General features: G+C 60.4%; 17 protein-coding genes. 7 read left to right on the forward strand and 10 right to left on the reverse strand.

The features are described 5' to 3' along the window. Nucleotides 1-188 precede the first annotated feature (188 nt). Complete coding sequence (locus tag ACPYOP_RS04280; protein ID WP_481409153.1) at nucleotides 189-2,198, reverse strand: HAMP domain-containing methyl-accepting chemotaxis protein; 2,010 nt, start codon at nucleotides 2,196-2,198, stop codon at nucleotides 189-191. Between the two features lie 418 nt (nucleotides 2,199-2,616). On the opposite strand from ACPYOP_RS04280, the gene rpmH reads away from it, so the two are divergent. Genes rpmH through yidC form a run of 3 tightly spaced genes read left to right on the forward strand, consistent with a single transcriptional unit; the run spans nucleotide 2,617 to nucleotide 4,980 of the window. Continuing rightward, nucleotides 2,617-2,751 carry a 50S ribosomal protein L34 gene (gene rpmH, locus ACPYOP_RS04285; protein WP_092843085.1) on the forward strand — a complete coding sequence of 45 codons (135 nt, stop codon included), beginning with the start codon at nucleotides 2,617-2,619 and terminating at the stop codon, nucleotides 2,749-2,751. Between the two features lie 25 nt (nucleotides 2,752-2,776). After that, nucleotides 2,777-3,178 carry a ribonuclease P protein component gene (rnpA, locus tag ACPYOP_RS04290; protein ID WP_481409154.1) on the forward strand — a complete coding sequence of 134 codons (402 nt, stop codon included), beginning with the start codon at nucleotides 2,777-2,779 and terminating at the stop codon, nucleotides 3,176-3,178. Further along, complete coding sequence (yidC, locus tag ACPYOP_RS04295) at nucleotides 3,178-4,980, forward strand: membrane protein insertase YidC (protein WP_481409155.1); 1,803 nt, start codon at nucleotides 3,178-3,180, stop codon at nucleotides 4,978-4,980. The genes rnpA and yidC overlap by 1 nt, the downstream gene beginning before the upstream one ends. Before the next feature lie 108 nt (nucleotides 4,981-5,088). On the opposite strand, the gene arsK is transcribed toward yidC, so the two are convergent. The 5 genes from arsK to ACPYOP_RS04320 are packed head-to-tail and all read right to left on the reverse strand — an operon-like array spanning nucleotide 5,089 to nucleotide 8,254. After that, complete coding sequence (gene arsK / locus ACPYOP_RS04300; RefSeq protein WP_481409156.1) at nucleotides 5,089-6,282, reverse strand: arsenite efflux MFS transporter ArsK; 1,194 nt, start codon at nucleotides 6,280-6,282, stop codon at nucleotides 5,089-5,091. Further along, nucleotides 6,257-6,679: an arsenate reductase (glutaredoxin) gene (arsC, locus tag ACPYOP_RS04305; protein ID WP_481409157.1), complete on the reverse strand. Its 423-nt coding sequence runs from the start codon at nucleotides 6,677-6,679 to the stop codon at nucleotides 6,257-6,259. The genes arsK and arsC overlap by 26 nt, the downstream gene beginning before the upstream one ends. Next, on the reverse strand, nucleotides 6,676-7,371 hold the full coding sequence (locus ACPYOP_RS04310) for an MIP/aquaporin family protein (RefSeq protein ID WP_481409158.1): 696 nt from the start codon (nucleotides 7,369-7,371) through the stop codon (nucleotides 6,676-6,678). Before ACPYOP_RS04310 ends, arsC begins: the two co-directional genes overlap by 4 nt. Continuing rightward, entirely contained in the window at nucleotides 7,371-7,901 is a 531-nt protein-coding gene (locus tag ACPYOP_RS04315) for an arsenate reductase ArsC (protein ID WP_481409159.1), read from the reverse strand. The genes ACPYOP_RS04310 and ACPYOP_RS04315 overlap by 1 nt, the downstream gene beginning before the upstream one ends. Continuing rightward, nucleotides 7,898-8,254 (reverse strand): ArsR/SmtB family transcription factor, encoded by a 357-nt coding sequence (locus ACPYOP_RS04320; RefSeq protein WP_481409160.1) that lies wholly within the window; start codon nucleotides 8,252-8,254, stop codon nucleotides 7,898-7,900. Before ACPYOP_RS04320 ends, ACPYOP_RS04315 begins: the two co-directional genes overlap by 4 nt. A 42-nt stretch (nucleotides 8,255-8,296) precedes the next feature. Between ACPYOP_RS04320 and ACPYOP_RS04325 the strand changes: the two genes are divergently transcribed. Next, nucleotides 8,297-8,818 carry a DUF6428 family protein gene (locus ACPYOP_RS04325; RefSeq protein WP_481409161.1) on the forward strand — a complete coding sequence of 174 codons (522 nt, stop codon included), beginning with the start codon at nucleotides 8,297-8,299 and terminating at the stop codon, nucleotides 8,816-8,818. Nucleotides 8,819-8,942: 124 nt separating this feature from the next. After that, nucleotides 8,943-9,602, forward strand: coding sequence for a ribosome biogenesis GTP-binding protein YihA/YsxC (yihA, locus tag ACPYOP_RS04330; protein WP_481409162.1), 660 nt, complete (start codon nucleotides 8,943-8,945; stop codon nucleotides 9,600-9,602). Nucleotides 9,603-9,679: 77 nt separating this feature from the next. Here yihA and ACPYOP_RS04335 read toward each other — a convergent pair whose 3' ends face one another. The 3 genes from ACPYOP_RS04335 to ACPYOP_RS04345 all read right to left on the reverse strand — a co-directional run bounded on the left by ACPYOP_RS04335 (nucleotide 9,680) and on the right by ACPYOP_RS04345 (nucleotide 11,694). Continuing rightward, the gene (locus ACPYOP_RS04335) at nucleotides 9,680-10,237 is read right to left on the reverse strand and encodes a fasciclin domain-containing protein (RefSeq protein WP_481409163.1); all 558 of its coding nucleotides are present in this window, start codon (nucleotides 10,235-10,237) and stop codon (nucleotides 9,680-9,682) included. Between the two features lie 207 nt (nucleotides 10,238-10,444). Next, nucleotides 10,445-11,158 carry an anti-sigma factor gene (locus tag ACPYOP_RS04340; RefSeq protein ID WP_481409164.1) on the reverse strand — a complete coding sequence of 238 codons (714 nt, stop codon included), beginning with the start codon at nucleotides 11,156-11,158 and terminating at the stop codon, nucleotides 10,445-10,447. Continuing rightward, nucleotides 11,155-11,694: a sigma-70 family RNA polymerase sigma factor gene (locus ACPYOP_RS04345; RefSeq protein ID WP_481409165.1), complete on the reverse strand. Its 540-nt coding sequence runs from the start codon at nucleotides 11,692-11,694 to the stop codon at nucleotides 11,155-11,157. The genes ACPYOP_RS04340 and ACPYOP_RS04345 overlap by 4 nt, the downstream gene beginning before the upstream one ends. A 283-nt stretch (nucleotides 11,695-11,977) precedes the next feature. On the opposite strand from ACPYOP_RS04345, the gene argB reads away from it, so the two are divergent. Beyond that, the gene (gene argB / locus ACPYOP_RS04350; protein ID WP_120662855.1) at nucleotides 11,978-12,865 is read left to right on the forward strand and encodes an acetylglutamate kinase; all 888 of its coding nucleotides are present in this window, start codon (nucleotides 11,978-11,980) and stop codon (nucleotides 12,863-12,865) included. 48 nt (nucleotides 12,866-12,913) lie between these two features. Here argB and ACPYOP_RS04355 read toward each other — a convergent pair whose 3' ends face one another. Next, nucleotides 12,914-13,684, reverse strand: a complete 771-nt coding sequence (locus ACPYOP_RS04355) for an isocitrate lyase/PEP mutase family protein (RefSeq protein ID WP_481409166.1) — start codon at nucleotides 13,682-13,684, stop codon at nucleotides 12,914-12,916. Nucleotides 13,685-13,902: 218 nt separating this feature from the next. Between ACPYOP_RS04355 and ACPYOP_RS04360 the strand changes: the two genes are divergently transcribed. Continuing rightward, a complete protein-coding gene (locus ACPYOP_RS04360) occupies nucleotides 13,903-14,607 on the forward strand; it encodes a pyrimidine 5'-nucleotidase (RefSeq protein WP_481409167.1) in 705 nt (234 codons plus the stop codon). Nucleotides 14,608-14,769: the final 162 nt, after the last annotated feature.

Consider the following 14,769-nt stretch of genomic DNA (forward strand, 5'->3'; position numbering starts at 1 on the left):
CCTGCCCACTGTCCATTTCAATTGTCCCGCTTCGCCGCAAAGCGACCTGATGGCGACCTAATCGAAACTAGATAATAGGTGATTGTGGGCTTTTTTCCAATCGTCTCCGCGCTTGGACAAACAGACAAGGCCGGCCGCGCCGCTCGGGCGCCTTGGCCGGCCTTGTATTTGGCCTCACAGCTGAAAGGTCAGAACTCTTCCCAGCCCTTCGTCGCGGTAGCCGGTGCGGCCGCCGCGCCGCCGCCGAACGCGGTTGCGACCCTATCGATCATACGGCGTGCGGGCGACGCCGTGGGACGATGCGTCTCGGCGCGCGCGGGCACGGGCGCGGCGATATTGGCGGCATCCACCTTGAAGCGCGAGACAAGTTGGACAAGGCCGTCGGCTTCGGCCGCCAGGCGATGGGTCGCGGCCGACGTCTCCTCGACCATGGCGGCATTGCGCTGGGTGACTTCATCCATCTGGTTGACGGCCTTGTTCACCTCTGACAGGCCCGTTGCCTGTTCGCGCGCCGCCGTCGCGATCGAATGGATGTGATCGTTGATCTTCAGCACCCGGGCCTCGATGGTAGACAGCGCCTCACCGGTCGCTTGCACGAGCTTGACGCCGACCTGCACCTCGCCGCCGGACTTGCTAATCAGCGCCTTGATATCCTTGGCCGCGGTGGCGGAGCGCTGAGCGAGCTCGCGCACTTCCTGCGCGACGACGGCGAAGCCCTTGCCCGCCTCGCCGGCGCGCGCCGCCTCGACGCCCGCGTTCAATGCGAGAAGATTGGTCTGGAAGGCGATGTCATCGATCACGCCGATGATCTGGCTGATCTCGCCCGATGCCTGCTCGATGCGGCCCATGGCATCGATGGCATTGCGAACCACGGTGCCGGAGCGCGCCGCGTCATCCTTGGCTTCGCCGACCATGACGCTTGCCTCGCGCGCCCGCTCCGTCGAATTCTGGACGACAGAGGTGATCTCATCGAGCGCTGCCGAAGTTTCCTCCAGCGCCGCCGCCTGCTGTTCGGTGCGCTTGGAGAGGTCATCGCTGGCGTGGCGCAGCTCATTGGTGTTGGAGTTGATCGAACCGGTGGTCCCGCGCACTTCGCTCATGGTGCTCTTCAGCGTTGCGAGCGTCGCGTTGACGTTCTGCTGCAGCTCGGCAAAGGCACCCTGGAATTCACCCTTCATCGCCTGCGTCAGATCACCGTCCGCGAGGCTCGCGATGACGCGGCGGACTTCGCCGATGCCTCTATCGACACTGACAAGCAGCTCGTTGACGTTGCCGGCGAAGCGGTTGAGGTTGACGTCGCCATAGTCCTTCTCGATGCGGTGGCTGAAATCGCCGGCCGCCGCGGCCGAGACCGCGAGAGACATGCTCGACTGAAGCTCGTCGCTCTTGGCGCGCATGGCCGTTTCCTCGGCATTCATGCGGCGCACGGCATTGCCGTTTTCCTTGAAGACGTCGACGGCGGCCGCCATCTCGCCGATTTCGTCGCCACGGCCGGCAAACGGCACCTCGATATCGAAATGGCCGTCGGCGACATTCTTTATCGCATCGATCACCTTGCGGATCGGGCGGCTCAGGTGGACGGTTCCGATATAGGCGCCGAGGCCAACGCCGGCCACGATACCGGCGATCATGATGCTAAGGACGACCCACAGGACATTGCTATGGAAGGTTGCGATCTCGGCTTCCGCCTTCGCAAGTTCAGCCTTGTCGGTCTGGACGATCGCATCGATCTCAGCCTGGAAAGCCTTGCGGTTAGCGCGGTTCGCCTCGTTGTTGCCCTGCTTGCCGGCGGCATCCGGGCCATCGGTCACGCCGAGCCTGGCGGTTTCCGTGCGAAAGACGCGAAATTCCTGGGCGCGGGCCTGCAGCTTGGTGAATTCCGGCTTCTGCTCCTCCGGCACCAGAGGCGCCCAGCTCGTCAGCACCTTGTCGATTTCGTCGAGATCCGCCATCAGCCCATCGGCAAAGGGTTTGACGTCCTTTGCCGCAGCCGCGGCATAGATGCCGCGCGCTTCCATGACCACCGCGGTCACGTAGCGATTCAGGCGCTCGCCCATGTAAGCGCGGCTCGCCGTCTGCTCATAGCTCTGTAATTTCTGATCATACTGATGCAATGCATAGAGGGCGGTGGCGCCGATCAGAAGCGCCGCCCCGGCCATGACAGATACAAGCAGATTTATTTTGCCGCGAATTTTCACAATACCCCTCCGGCGCAGATCCCATCCCCCATAAATCGATGGGTTTTACCGCACAGAGCTAGATATCGACTAAAATCATTAATGTTATATTGAGTTATTTTTAATCTAAGCCTCTGACATTCCTCACTATACTTGACGTATATTTTAGAAATTACGAAATTTACATTTAAGGTTGCGCGTGCGTTCCACAGGAGCAATAGCCAGACAGCAACCAGCCGTCGCCGATCGTGCGAAATTGCCTGTACTCAAGGAATCTGCGCCCATATAATTGACTTCCAGGACCTTGATCCGTATAAGCCCGCGCACGTCCGGTCGCGGTGCCTGCTCTTGCGGGCCAAGTCCGTTCGCCATAATCAACAACGCTCCTTGCTATTGAAGCAAAGCTCAAGAAGGGCCGCACTCCGCGGTGTTTAAATAAATGAAGCGTACCTACCAACCATCCAAGCTTGTCCGCAAGCGTCGCCACGGTTTCCGTTCGCGCATGGCCACCAAGGGCGGCCGCGCGGTTCTTTCCGCTCGCCGTAACCGTGGTCGCAAGCGTCTTTCGGCCTAAGGGCCGAAGTGCCCGATGATCCAGGATGGCGGGCAAATTGACGAATGAACGACCCAAAAAGACTGTCGGGCGGCTGAAAAGCCGGCCGCAGTTTCTTGCCGTCCGCGAAGGCGAGAAGCGCCGAGGCAGCTTCTTCCTGATAGAGATGCTGGACCGCAAGACCGCCGACGCCGAACCCCGCGTTGGTTTTACAGTTACCAAAAAACATGGCAACGCGGTGGAGCGCAACCGCATGCGCCGCAGGCTGAAAGAAGCCGTGCGGCTTCATGCCGGAATTGCAATGCAGCCCGGACACGACTATGTGGTTGTCGCGCGACGCGAGGTGCTGACCGCGCCTTTCGAAAAACTGGCGAGCGAACTCGTAAGCCGCATCGAAACCAGGCCGAAACACCGGCGGTCGGAAACGGACCGCTTCAGGAAAGTATGATGGAAAACAACCGCAATTACTTCATTGCAATTGCACTGTCTGTGCTGATTGTTCTCGGCTGGCAGTTTTTCTACATGAACCCGCGCCTCGAAGCGCAGCGCCAGGCCGAGCAGGCCGCCAAGCAGCACCAGCAGACCCAGCAGGCTCAGACGACGCAGTCGCCTGCCGCGGGCACCGCAGTGAACGGTTCGCTGCCGGCAAACGGCCAGACGGCGCCGACGGTTCTCAGCCGTGACCAGTCCGTCGCCAAGACCGCTTCCTCGCGCGTTGTCATCGATACGCCGGCACTTGCCGGCTCCATCAACCTGGAAGGCGCCCGCCTCGACGATCTCCGTCTCAAGACCTATCACGAGACTGTCGACAAGAGCAGCCCGATCATCACGCTGTTCAGCCCGGCCGACACCAAGGACGGCTACTTCACCGAGCTCGGCTATGTCGGCAGCGAAGCGACGGGGGCTGTTCCCGGCCCGTCTACCGTGTGGACCCTCGCAAGCGGCGACAAGCTGACCGACAAGACGCCGGTGACGCTGTCCTACACCAACGACAAGGGCATCACCTTCACCCGCACGATCTCCGTCGACGATCGCTACATGTTCACGATCAGCGACAAGATCGCCAATAGCGGCCAGGCACCGGTTTCGCTGTCGAGCTATGGCCGCGTCACCCGCTACAACAAGCCCGAGACGCCTTCCGCCTACGTCCTGCATGAAGGCTTCATCGGCGTCATCGGTGATGACGGCCTGATCGAGACCAAGTACGCGTCAACGGAAAAGGAAGCCACGACGCCCGCCAAGGCGACCGGCGGCTGGCTCGGCATGACGGACAAGTACTGGGCCGCAACCATTGTGCCGCCGCAGTCGACCGCATACGATGCCCGCTTCTCGCACTTCACCGACGGCACGCCGCGTTACCAGGCCGACTACAAGGAAGATGCCGTCACGGTTGCTCCCGGCCAGTCGATCGACCTGAAGAACCTCGTCTTCGCCGGCGCCAAGGAAGTTCCGGTCATCGACCGCTATGAGACCAGCTATTCGATCCCGCGCTTCGATCGCCTGATCGACTGGGGCTGGTTCTATTTCATCACCAAGCCGATGTTCAAGCTGATGGACTTCTTCTTCCGCTACTTCGGCAATTTCGGCGTCGCGATCCTCTGCACCACCATCGTGGTCAAGGCGCTCTTCTTCCCGCTCGCCAGCCGGCAATATGCCTCGATGGCGAACATGAAGCGCATGCAGCCGAAGATGGAGGAGCTGAAGGCCAAGTTCGGCGACGACCGCATGGGGCTGCAGCAGGCGACCATGCAGCTCTACAAGGAAGAGAAGATCAACCCGATCGCGGGCTGCTGGCCTGTGCTCCTGCAGATCCCTATCTTCTTCTCGCTCTACAAGGTGATCTACATCACCATCGAGATGCGTCATGCGCCGTTCTTCGGCTGGATCCAGGACCTTTCCGCGCCGGATCCGACCTCGATCGTCAATCTGTTCGGCCTGCTGCCCTTTGCGGCTCCGACCATCCTGCATCTCGGCGTCTGGCCGCTGATCATGGGCGTCACCATGTTCTTCCAGATGCGCATGAACCCGACGCCGCCGGACCCGACCCAGGCGATGATCTTCAACTGGATGCCGCTGGTATTCATGTTCATGCTGGCAAGCTTCCCGGCCGGCCTCGTGATCTACTGGGCCTGGAACAACACGCTCTCGGTCATCCAGCAGTCGATCATCATGAAGCGCCATGGCGTGAAGGTGGAGCTCTTCGACAATCTGAAGGGCCTCTTCAAGCGAAAAACAGCCCCATCGAAATGACGATAAAAGCCCCGCTCCGGCGGGGCTTTTCTTTATTCGGCGGCAGATGCCATCGACGCGAACTCCGCCACCGGAGGTACGCGCGCAACAATGCGCCGCCAATAGCGGTCATCGCAATGCCGCGATGGACGATAGAGCAACGATGGAAAGCCCACCCAGAGCGGCCGTGATGGCAAGCGACGGCGCGATGCCGATATTCTCCATCGCGAAGGCCAGCACGAACGGAGCAAGAGCTGAAAGGATCCGCCGCGCCGCCATCATCTTCCCCTGAAGCCTTCCGTAGCCCTCGCTGCCGAAAAGATGCAGGGGCAGCGTGCCCGTGACGATGCTGAGGAGGCCGTTGCCCATGCCGAAGATCATCGCGAAGGCCATGGCGCCGGGTACGGAGGGGGCCGAAAGCAGAAGCACCAGCACCCCGCCCGGAATCAGCGTCGAGGCGATCACGGCCAGATAGAGTGCGGGCAGGTTCTTGCCGAACACCATGTTGATGAGGCGGCTGCCGACCTGCGACGGGCCGAAGAGTGTCCCCACGAGGGCTGCGGTCGCGCCAAGGCCGAGGCCGGACAGCAGCGGCACCAGATGCACCAGAATGGCCGAACTGACGAGCGACATCAGCGAAAAACCCGTGACCATGATCGCAAAGCCAAGGCGACGGCGAGCAGGCGGCAGCACACCCTCGACGCGCGGAGCGGCGGTCGATGCCTTCGCGCCGCGCGTGGTTCCCTGACGCGACAACCACGCGTGGATCGGCAGGCAGATACAGAGATTGAGGACGGCGAAAATCAGATAGACGTTCTGCCAGGCGAGATGCGCATGGAGTGCCGTGGTTATCGGCCAGAAGATTGTCGAGGCAAACCCGGCAATCAGCGTCAGATAGGTGATGCTGCGGGAAGCGACCTGTGGTCGGATTTGCACAAGCAGCGCAAAGGCCGCGCCATACTGGACCAGATTGGCGGAAGCCTCGATCGCAATGAGGGTTGCGACGTAGGCTGCCTTGTTGGGCGCGCAGGCGCAGGCGGCCAGAGCGGCAGCCGCCACGAAGGAACCGATCGTCATCACCCGGGCGGCGCCGATCCTGTCGAACAGCACGCCCAGCCACGGTGCGGTGAGGCCGCCTACCAGAAGTGCTGCCGACAGCGCGCCGAAAACCCATTCGCTCGACCATGCGAACTGCGCGGCCATATCGGGCGCGAGGATGCTGAAACTATAATAGAGGGTGCCGTACCCGATGATCTGCGTGACGCCGAGCGCGAGCACGGCAAGAAGGGGCACCCGTTCAGACAAGGCGCTTGCCGTTGGCATCGAGAACCTGCTCGCCATCTTCCTTGGCGAACGGGCCTTTATGCGTATCGGGCAGGATATCCAGGACAACTTCCGAAGGACGGGCCAGACGCGTGCCCATGGGCGTGACGACGAACGGGCGGTTGATCAGGATCGGATCCTTCAACATGGCATCGAGCAACTGGGCATCGGTCAGGTCCGGATTGTCGAGGCCGAGCTCGGCATAGGGCGTGCCCTTTTCACGGATCGCTTCGCGAACGGTCATACCGGCATCGGTGATCATCTTGACGAGTTCGGCGCGCGTCGGCGGGTTCTTCAGGTATTCGACAACTGTCGGCTCGATCCCGGCATTGCGGATCATTGCCAAGGTGTTGCGCGAGGTGCCGCAGTCCGGGTTGTGATAAATGGTGGCATTCATAGTTTAGCCTCTGACGATAGAGTTGATGAAGCATTTGGCTGCAGGAGCCAGGTAAACAGCAGAAGGGCTGCAACCGCGCCGGCAACCTCGGCGATCCAGAAGCCCGGAAGATCGACCGGGCGAATGCCTGAGAAGGTGTTTGTCAGCGACCGGGCCAAGGCGACAGCAGGATTGGCAAAGGAGGTCGAGGCGGTGAACCAGTAAGCGGCCGTGATGTAGAGCCCGACCAACCACGGCACGGCTTTCTGCTCGAACCTGATGCCGGCAAGGATCACCGCCACCAGGCCGAAGGTTGCCACACCTTCCGAGAACCATTGCGAGCCGCCGCTACGAACCTTGCTCGACAGCGCGATGAGCGGCAGATCGAACATCAGATGGGCGGCGATCGTACCAAGCACGCCGCCAATGATCTGCGCGAGCACATAGCCGGTGAGCTCGCGTCTTGGCAAATCGCGCGAGATTGCGAAGATCAGCGAGACCGCGGGGTTGAAGTGGGCGCCCGAGATCGGCCCGAGCACGGTGATCAGCACCACGAGGATTGCGCCGGTTGCCAGCGTATTGCCAAGTAGTGCCAGACCAACGTCCTGCGTCAACGAGGTCGCCATGATGCCCGATCCTACCACCGTCGCGACCAGCATGGCGGTGCCGAGGCCCTCGGCGACAAGCCGGCGCGGAAGATCGAACCCGGCCATCAGCTTGCCTTCGGCTGCTTGATGCTGGCGCCTTCCATGGCGCCGATCTGGCGGAGATGCGTTTCCAGCGCAAGCCTGTCGATCGAGGCAAGTGGCAGGCTGATGAAGGACATGATCCTGTTCTTCAGGAAGCGGGCTGCCTGGGCAAAAGCCCGGGCTTTCTCGATCTCGCTGCCTTCGACGGCGGCGGGATCTTCGACACCCCAATGGGCACTCATCGGATGGCCGATCCACACCGGACAGGCCTCACCGGCGGCACTGTCACAGACCGTGAAGATGAAGTCCATTTGCGGTGCGCCATGCTCGGCGAACTCATCCCAGCTCTTCGAGCGGAACCCATCCGTCGGATAACCCAGGGCTTCGAGCTCCTTCAGCGCGAAGGGATTGACGTCACCCTTCGGCTGGCTTCCAGCCGAATAGGCTTTGAAGCGGCCTTTCCCTTCAGCATTCAGAATGGATTCCGCCAGGATCGAGCGCGCGGAATTGCCCGTGCAAAGAAAGAGTACGTTGTAGATGCGGTCAGTGGTCATTGCAGTTTCTCCTCCATTTTAGGGGTGCAGCACGCGGCAACTTCCGCAGCCGGCGCGCAGACCTCCGGATGTCCTGCGCAGCAGTCCTCCATCAGGAAGCGGACCAGGCCGCCGAGCGCTTCGTAATTCGCGGTGTAGATGATCGAGCGGGATTCCCGCTTTTGGTCGATCAGTCCGGAACGCTCCAGCTCCTTCAGATGGAAGGAGACATTCGACGGCGAGACCTCCGCCTTTTCGGCGATCGTGCCTGCAGCCATGCCATCGGGACCGGCAACCACCAGCATGCGGACGATCTGAAGACGTGTCTCCTGCGACAAGGCGCCGAATGAGATGAGGGCTTGACGTTGATCCATATTTCAACAATCCTTGAATAATTGAAACGAGGAATAGCGCAGATGAACGCCATCGACAACAGCAAAATGCAGAAGGACGATATCTCACTCGGAGACCTGATGAGCGTGCTCGCAGCCGCCAAGGATTCTCCGCTGGTCTTTTACTATGACGGCCGGCCGGTTAAGCCTGGCTACCACGTCACTGAGGTCAAGGCCGGTCAGTTCTCCGCCCTCGACTGCGGCGCCAATCCCGAAGCCTGGTCCGAGATCTTCATTCAGCTATGGGACATCGAGGAAGGCGATCGCACGCACATGCCTGCCGGCAAATTCTACGCGATCATCCGCAAGGTCACCGAGCACGTGAAGCTTGATGATACCGCCAAACTGACCTTCGAAGTCAGCGATGGCGTTCGGCCGATGCAGCTTTACTGCGCTGCCATGCCGACGCTGCGCGCGGACGCCGTCCACGTCGAGCTTTCGCCTCGGCCTGCGAGCTGCAAGCCGCGCGATCGTTGGCTGGCCGAGCAACATGCCCAAGCGGCCGCCTGTTGTGGATCAGCAAATGCCGCCAAGTGCTGCGGTTAGTCATTACTGGTTCCTTAGCGCCGACACCGAAGCTCGACGGCACAAAGCCAAATGCCGATCCAAACTTGACTTTCGCGGACAAAAGCTTGAAGCCAATCCACGGAACCAAGCAAAGATCGAGAGAATGGCAGACCAGACGACAAAAGACGATAAGCCGCTTTTCGGGCGCCCGTGGATCTTCATCCGCGGCGTGCCGGCCATGAAGTTTCTGCCGCCGGAAGGGCCGTTCGAAGTCGCTTTCGCCGGCCGCTCCAATGTCGGCAAGTCGTCGCTGATCAATGCGCTTGTGGGGCACAAGGGGCTTGCACGCACGTCCAACACGCCGGGCCGCACGCAGGAGCTCAATTATTTCGTGCCCGACGGCTTTTCCGGCGAAGGCGCCGATCTGCCGCCGATGGCGCTGGTGGACATGCCGGGCTACGGCTATGCGGAAGCGCCGAAGGAACAGGTGGATGCCTGGACGAAGCTCGTCTTCGACTATTTGCGCGGACGCACGACGCTGAAGCGTGTCTATGTGCTCATCGACAGCCGCCACGGCATCAAGAAGAACGACGAGGAAGTTCTGGGTCTGCTCGACAAGGCCGCTGTTTCCTACCAGATCGTGCTGACCAAGACCGACAAGATCAAGGAAGCGGGCCTGCCGAAGCTGCTGGCCGATACCGCCGAAAAAATCCGCAAGCGCCCAGCCGCCTATCCGGGCATTCTCGCGACCTCTTCGGAAAAGGGTGTGGGCCTTCAGGAACTGCGCGAGGCCATCGGCCTGACGGTCGGCATTCCGGTCTGAAATTATTATAACCGCTCGAATGAGGCCGCCGCTCCCTGCCCCGCTATGGAGAACGGCGGCCGTGTTGCCGCGAAGGATTACATTTTCGGCAACAACACCTTGTCGACGACATGGATGACACCGTTCGACTGCTTGACGTCGGCGATCGTTATGTGAGCGGTGCCGCCGGCCTCGTCGGTCAACGTCAGCTTGCCGGCCTTGTCCATGGCTTTGATCGTGCAGCCGCCGACGGTTTTCAGATCGTATTGACCGCCTTTGCTCATTGTCCATTTCCTGATGGCGGCGGCCATATCGTCACCGGCCACGACATGGCAGGTCAGCAGTTTTACCAGCTTTTCCTTGTTTTCCGGCTTCAACAGCGTCTCCACGGTGCCGGCCGGCAGCTGCTTGAAGGCCTCATTGGTCGGGGCAAAGACCGTGAAAGGGCCCTTGCCTTCCAGCGTGTCGACGAGGCCCGCAGCCCTCACGGCCGCGACCAGGGTCGTGTGATCCTTCGAATTTGCGGCATTCTGGATGATGTTCTTGCTGGCATACATCGCAGCACCACCCACGATGGGGTCCTTGGCATAGGCAAGGCTGGTCGCGGCAGACAGCATTGCCGCTGCGGCGGCGACGCGAAACACGGTCTTGATCATGACGTTTCCTCTTCCTCTCTGTTGCCCCGGTGAGGCGGGGTCGGAAGAAGATACGGAGCGCGCTGAAAAGAGTTTCAGCCGCAATAGCGTTTCCGCTAGAGCCTTTCCGCTATTCTTCGAATCGCGAAAACGCTCTATTTTTTGCTTACGCATTCCGGACGGAAAACCGCGACGCACTTTTCCTGGAAATGCTTTAGGCGGAGTTCGTCAAGGAAAATGGATCGTACCGGAAGCGACGACATCGCCCGTGGGCTTGCCGGTCGGCGAGCCGCCGAAGGGCTCGACGCTGACGGCGATGATCGCGCCTTCGGTCAACTTGCCGTGAAGTTCCGGCGGCAGAACGATTTCGCCGTCGCCGGTCTGAGGCAGGACACCCAGAGCCTCGGCGGGATCGCTACCGCGAATCAGCCATAGCTCCAGCGATTTCTCTTCCGGTTTGCCGGCGGCAATCGGCGTCACTTTCAGGCGCCCATTGGCGACATCATAATTGGCCAGGAGATTGATGGGGCTGCTCTGGCCGGAAAGGGATGCAGTGAGCTGCTTGCCGGGGGCAGGCCGCAAGGCGCCCTCGTTCGTGATGGCAAAGACGAGCACGCCGGCTGCCACAAACAACGAACCGAAGGCGGCGGAGCGCCAGAGCATGAGCGAATTCCAGAGATTGGCGCCGAACGCCGCTTCCCCTAAAATCCTCTTTTCGATCTTCGGAAACACGGTGGCCGCAGGCGTCACCGCTTCATATTCCTCGTTGAATTCCGATAGGTTCTGTTCCCAACGGCTGACGATGGCGGCAAATTGGCGATCGCTGCGCATGCGGCGCTCGACCTTCTGCCGATCCTCCAAGGAAAGCACGCCAAGCACATATTCTCCGGCCAGGACTTCATCGCGGGAGCGGCCTCCCTTGCTTTGATCGGGCGTACTCATCGGTCCATGCACTCTCTCAGTCTGATCAGGCTTCGGCGCAGCCAGGTGCGCATAGTATTCAATGGCACAGCGTGTTGGTCGGCGAGCTCTTGGTAGCTCAAGCCCTCGACATAGGCGCTGCGAACGGCCCGTGCGCGATCAGCTTCCAACTCTTCCATGCACCTGTCAATCCGCCTTCCCTCTCCCTTCACGATTGCTTGCTCTTCAGGACCGGGTTCCAAGTCGGCGAGATCGTAAGCTGCGTCTATTTCGTCGGCTACGGGCTTACGGGCGCGGACGAAATCGATGGACCGATTGCGCGCAATCGCCGTCAGCCAGGGCATCGCCGGCCCTTCCGAGGCTGTGAACTGCTCGGCGCGCTGCCAGATCCTGATATAGACCTCCTGCAAAACCTCTTCCGCATCCGCCCTATTGCCGACAATACGCAGGCAAACACCAAGGAGTTTTGAGCTGCTGCGTTTGTAGAGCACAACAAAGGCTTTCTGATCGCGCATCGCAACGCGACCGATCAGCGCTTCCATCTCCTCGCTCGCCATCCAACTCCTCGGGGTGACGCCTGCACCATCTTTAGAAGAAAACTATCCCACGGCAAACGTGCCGAGGCCATCAAATTCGGCGACGCTCATGTGACATAGCGTCAACTAAAGCGTAACGCGATCTTTCAGATACGCTTTTGCGCTTTAGGTCTTTGATCCTGCGCATGTCGTTGCCGCAAAACCGCTGCACACTTTTGCGCGACATGCTTTAATCCCGTTATGATTATTCCCTCTGTCAAAAACTTGAGATAAAAGGCCCGCGAACAATTCCGAAGGGTGCACCATGTCCGAAGCCCAAAGCGAACTCCAAGCCAACCTGCTCGCGCAGGCGCTGCCCTACATGCAGCGTTATGAAAACAAAACCATCGTCGTGAAATACGGTGGCCACGCCATGGGCAACGTCGAACTCGGCAAGGCGTTTGCCGCCGATATCGCCCTGTTGAAGCAGTCGGGCGTCAACCCGATCGTCGTCCACGGCGGCGGCCCGCAGATCGGCGCCATGCTGACGAAGATGGGCATCGAATCGAAATTCGAAGGCGGGCTGCGCGTCACCGACCAGAAGACGGTCGAGATCGTCGAAATGGTGCTTGCCGGCTCGATCAATAAGGAAATCGTCGCACTGATCAACCAGACCGGCGAATGGGCGATCGGCCTTTGCGGCAAGGACGGCAACATGGTCTTCGCCGAGAAGGCGCACAAGACCATCAAGGATCCGGATTCCAACATCGAGCGCGTACTCGATCTCGGCTTCGTCGGCGAGGTGGTTGAGGTCGACCGCACCCTGCTCGACCTGCTCGCCAAGTCCGAGATGATCCCGGTTATCGCACCGGTCGCTCCCGGCCGCGACGGCGCGACCTACAACATCAACGCCGATACCTTTGCGGGCGCGATCGCCGGTGCGCTAAGCGCCACGCGCCTGCTGTTCCTGACGGACGTTCCGGGCGTGCTCGACAAGCAGGGCCAGCTCATCAAGGAACTTTCTGTGGCACAGGCCCACGCGCTGATCGCCGACGGCACGATTTCCGGCGGCATGATCCCGAAGGTCGAGACCTGCATCGACGCTATCAAGGCGGGTGTCCAGGGCGTCGTCATCCTCAACGGCAAGACGGCTCACTCCGTGCTGCTCGAAATCTTCACCGAGCACGGCGCCGGTACGCTGATCGTTCCTTGATAGGGTTCAGGCGCTCCGCAAGAGAATTGTGGAGCGCCGCCAAGCCGTTCAGGACGGCCGGTAGATGGCTTCGGCCTCGCTTTTCAGCATTCCCATGACCGATCGGTAAGGCGCCGGGCCGTAGCTTATGCGGCTGACGCCCAGCCTTGCCATCGTCTCGTTATCCGGCGTGGTCGGACGCACCATGATGTTGACGGGCAGAGGCGAGCGTTCGCAGAGCGCGCCGATCAATTCCGGATCGACCAACCCCGGCGCGAAGAAGCCGCTGGCACCCGCTTCCGCGAATGCATCGGCGCGACGAAAGGCGTCATCAAGCAGGAGCTGATGATGCGCCGTATCGCTTTCCTGCAGGAATAGATCGGTGCGGGCGTTGATGAACAAGGGCATCTCGCGGCGATCGGCCATGTCGCGGATTGCTCGGATGCGCGCCACCTGCGTCTCGATGGGATGAACGCCCTGGCCGCCGATCACCTGATCCTCGAAATTGATGCCGACGGCGCCGTGATCCATGATCTTTTCGACATTGGCGGCGACGTCTTCGGGTTCGACAGCATAACCGCCCTCGAAATCGACCGACAAGGGCAGCGGGCTCGTCACCGAGATCAGCTTGGCGGTCACCGCCAGCAGCGACAGAGGTATCGCCTCGCCGTCGCCGAAACCATTGGCCGCGGCAACCGACCAGCTTCCCGTCGCCAGCGCTTTCGCGCCCGCTTCCGTGACAGCCTTGGCGGAACCCGCATCCCATATATTGAACAGGATCACCGGCTCACCCTTGCGGTGCAGCCGCGCGAATTCCTGCGCCTTTTCCACCTGACTCATCGCATCCCCTCCGAAAAGCCCGGCCGGGCGAATTCCTCTCCATGACCCCGAGAAAGCGTAAGCCCTCCCTCACACGGAAAATAGAGTAAAAGCCCGGAAATCAATAGTAAAATCATAGCCGGCATTGAAGTAGACGGCAATCTCCTCAATATGGTCCGCATGTGGCGGCATGCATATTTTCCTTCCCCTTCCGGGAGAGGGCGTGCGATAAGCTCTCCATGAGCCACGCAAAAACACTATCCGAGCCATCAGATTTCTCCCATATCCGCGATTGGGTGTTCGATCTCGACAACACGCTCTATCCGCATCATGTCAATCTCTTCGCGCAGATCGACAAGAACATGACCGCCTATGTCTCCGCCCTCTTGCAGATGGAGCGGGAAGATGCGCGCAAGCTGCAGAAGCAATATTACCTCGAGCACGGCACGACCTTGCAGGGATTGATGATCCATCACGGTATCGATCCCAATGATTTCCTGGAAAAGGCGCATGCGATCGACTATTCGGCGCTGATGCCGCAGCCGGAGCTGGCCGCCGCCATCAGGGCGCTGCCGGGACGCAAGTTCATCTTCACCAATGGCAGCGTCAAACATGCCCAGGCAACGGCGGGCGCGCTCGGTATTCTCGACAGTTTCGACGACATTTTCGATATCGTTGCGGCCGACTACGTGCCGAAGCCCGCAGGCTCGACCTATGACAAGTTCATGAGCCTCAACCGCGTGGACACGAAAAGGGCGGCCATGTTCGAGGACCTGCCGCGCAATCTGACCGTACCCAAGGCGCTCGGCATGAAAACCGTGCTGCTGGTGCCCCAGAACCTCGAGACGACCGTCGTCGAATGGTGGGAGCGCACCACGGGCGAGGACGATCACATCGACTATGTGACCGACGACCTGACGAGCTTCCTCAAGGCGTTGATTTAAACACTCATCTGGGCGGGGTTACGAAAGTTTCATCCGCCTTACAGAGGTTTAATTGGTCGTTTTCGACCGCCAGCCGTATCGTTTGACCATTCCTCGACACGAAAGGAAAAACGATGAACGGGAAAAAATTTCTTCTTGCGGGACTTTCCGCCGCCCTTCTGG

Source organism: Rhizobium sp. KNZ2-6A, from assembly GCF_056755475.1.

Excerpts from the sequence above, each read along its gene's own strand:
- yihA (WP_481409162.1), top strand. The coding sequence starts at position 8,943 with ATGGCAGACCAGACGACAAAAGACGATAAGCCGCTTTTCGGGCGCCCG.
- argB (WP_120662855.1), top strand. The coding sequence starts at position 11,978 with ATGTCCGAAGCCCAAAGCGAACTCCAAGCCAACCTGCTCGCGCAGGCG.
- arsC (WP_481409157.1), bottom strand. The coding sequence starts at position 6,679 with ATGAATGCCACCATTTATCACAACCCGGACTGCGGCACCTCGCGCAAC.
- ACPYOP_RS04320 (WP_481409160.1), bottom strand. The coding sequence starts at position 8,254 with ATGGATCAACGTCAAGCCCTCATCTCATTCGGCGCCTTGTCGCAGGAG.
- ACPYOP_RS04340 (WP_481409164.1), bottom strand. The coding sequence starts at position 11,158 with ATGAGTACGCCCGATCAAAGCAAGGGAGGCCGCTCCCGCGATGAAGTC.
- rpmH (WP_092843085.1), top strand. The coding sequence starts at position 2,617 with ATGAAGCGTACCTACCAACCATCCAAGCTTGTCCGCAAGCGTCGCCAC.
- rnpA (WP_481409154.1), top strand. The coding sequence starts at position 2,777 with ATGGCGGGCAAATTGACGAATGAACGACCCAAAAAGACTGTCGGGCGG.
- ACPYOP_RS04360 (WP_481409167.1), top strand. The coding sequence starts at position 13,903 with ATGAGCCACGCAAAAACACTATCCGAGCCATCAGATTTCTCCCATATC.
- ACPYOP_RS04345 (WP_481409165.1), bottom strand. The coding sequence starts at position 11,694 with ATGGCGAGCGAGGAGATGGAAGCGCTGATCGGTCGCGTTGCGATGCGC.
- arsK (WP_481409156.1), bottom strand. The coding sequence starts at position 6,282 with ATGCCAACGGCAAGCGCCTTGTCTGAACGGGTGCCCCTTCTTGCCGTG.
- ACPYOP_RS04325 (WP_481409161.1), top strand. The coding sequence starts at position 8,297 with ATGAACGCCATCGACAACAGCAAAATGCAGAAGGACGATATCTCACTC.
- ACPYOP_RS04335 (WP_481409163.1), bottom strand. The coding sequence starts at position 10,237 with ATGATCAAGACCGTGTTTCGCGTCGCCGCCGCAGCGGCAATGCTGTCT.
- yidC (WP_481409155.1), top strand. The coding sequence starts at position 3,178 with ATGGAAAACAACCGCAATTACTTCATTGCAATTGCACTGTCTGTGCTG.
- ACPYOP_RS04355 (WP_481409166.1), bottom strand. The coding sequence starts at position 13,684 with ATGAGTCAGGTGGAAAAGGCGCAGGAATTCGCGCGGCTGCACCGCAAG.
- ACPYOP_RS04315 (WP_481409159.1), bottom strand. The coding sequence starts at position 7,901 with ATGACCACTGACCGCATCTACAACGTACTCTTTCTTTGCACGGGCAAT.
- ACPYOP_RS04310 (WP_481409158.1), bottom strand. The coding sequence starts at position 7,371 with ATGGCCGGGTTCGATCTTCCGCGCCGGCTTGTCGCCGAGGGCCTCGGC.